Genomic DNA, 1,645 nt, shown 5'->3' with positions numbered 1-1,645 from the left:
CGGGTTGCGCCGGCGCGGTAGGCAGGAAGATGCCCTCTGACCTGGGAAAATGGGAGTTCTCGAAGCTTCCATCAGCCTGGTCGAGAGGGCATCTGTCAGGTGCGATTGTTGCATGGCCGCCGCGGCGTGGACGCGGTGTTTGATGATCCGAATTTGGTGTCGTGTGCCGGGTTGGTCCCGGTGATGCGCTTGGCCGAGCAGGTGGATCTTGCTGGCCTGGTCGCAAGGCGGGTACGCCCTGACCTGTCGACCGGAGCCAACGCTGGGGGTAAAGCCGCGGCGATTGTGGCCGGGATGGCCGCCGGCGCGGACTGCATCACCGATCTGGACGTGCTGCGCCATGGCGGGATGGGTGGCCTTTTCGCCGGGGTGTACGCGCCGTCGACGCTGGGATCGTTTTTGCGGTTCTTCACCTGGGGTCACACGCTGCAGTTGGAGGCCGCCGCGCGGGACCTGTTGGCTGCCCTCGCCGCGCGGATGCCGCTGTTACCCGGCGCCGGGGAGCTGGCCTATGTGGATGTGGACTCGCTGTTGCGTCGCGTGTATGGGCACGCGAAGCAGGGCGCGGCGTTCGGGCACGCCAAGGTCGGCGGCTACAACGTGCGGCTTCGTGGCCTGTCACCGTTGGTCGCCGCGATCAGCACCCCGCAGGCCGCCCCGGTGGTCGCCGCCACACGGTTGCGTGGCGGTAACGCCGGTTCGGCTCGCGCCGCGGCGTCGCTGGTGAAACAGGCGATCTCCACCGCCCGCGCGTGCGGGGCGACCGGTCAGATCCTGGTACGCGCCGACTCGGCGTTCGGCTCCGGGCCGGTGGTCTCGGCCTGCCGCACGGCAGGCGTGAACTTCTCGGTCACCCTGCAAACCAACCCGAAACTGCGGGCCGCGATCGATGACATCGGGGAGTCAGCGTGGACGCCGGTGCGCTACCCCGGCGCGGTCCGCGACGACACCGGGCAGTGGATCTCCGACGCCGAGGTCGCCGAAACCGTCTACACCGCGTTCGAAACGACCAGCCACAAGATCACCGCCCGGCTGGTCGTGCGCCGTGTCCGAGAGAAGAACCCGGCACCAGCCGGACAGGAAGAACTGTTCCCCACCTGGCGCCACCACGCGTTCCTGACCGACACCGAGCTGTCCACGGTAGAGGCCGACCTGACCCACCGGGCCCACGCCATCATCGAGCAACTTTTCGCCGACCTGATCGACGGGCCCCTGGCCCACATGCCCTCGGGTCGATTCCCGGCCAACGCCGCCTGGCTGACCCTCGCCGCGATGACCCACAACCTCACCCGAGCCACGGCGACGCTAGCCGGACCGGCCCACGCCAAAACCCGCGCCGCCACCATCCGCCGGCAACTCATCAACATCCCCGCCCGGATCGCCCACCGAGCCCGACGAATCATCGTTCACCTGCCCACGCACTGGCCCTGGCAGACCGCCTGGCAGCAGCTGTTCACCGCCGCCCACGCTCCACCCACCCCCGCCTGCCCCTGACCGACCACCCACCACAGGCCCGAGCACCAGCACGGAGCAAGCCGGAACGAGCCGGCAGGCTAACCACGCCCGCCACCCCAACCATCCACGCACATCAACGAATGATGATCGACGCTGCCAACCAAAGATCACAGCGGTGGATTCAGGCTAA

The 1,645-nt window shown here is 68.4% G+C and carries 1 protein-coding gene; it reads left to right on the top strand.

The window, feature by feature from the left end:
- Positions 1–99 precede the first annotated feature (99 nt).
- Positions 100–1,494 (top strand): IS1380 family transposase, encoded by a 1,395-nt coding sequence (locus tag ACY34I_RS40320; RefSeq protein ID WP_462760813.1) that lies wholly within the window; start codon positions 100–102, stop codon positions 1,492–1,494.
- The last annotated feature ends 151 nt before the right edge of the window (positions 1,495–1,645 follow it).

It is taken from the genome of Micromonospora sp. RTBAU3-60 (assembly GCF_054963695.1).
Note: the sequence above shows the minus strand (reverse complement) of the source record. Positions and strands in the feature narration are given on the sequence as shown.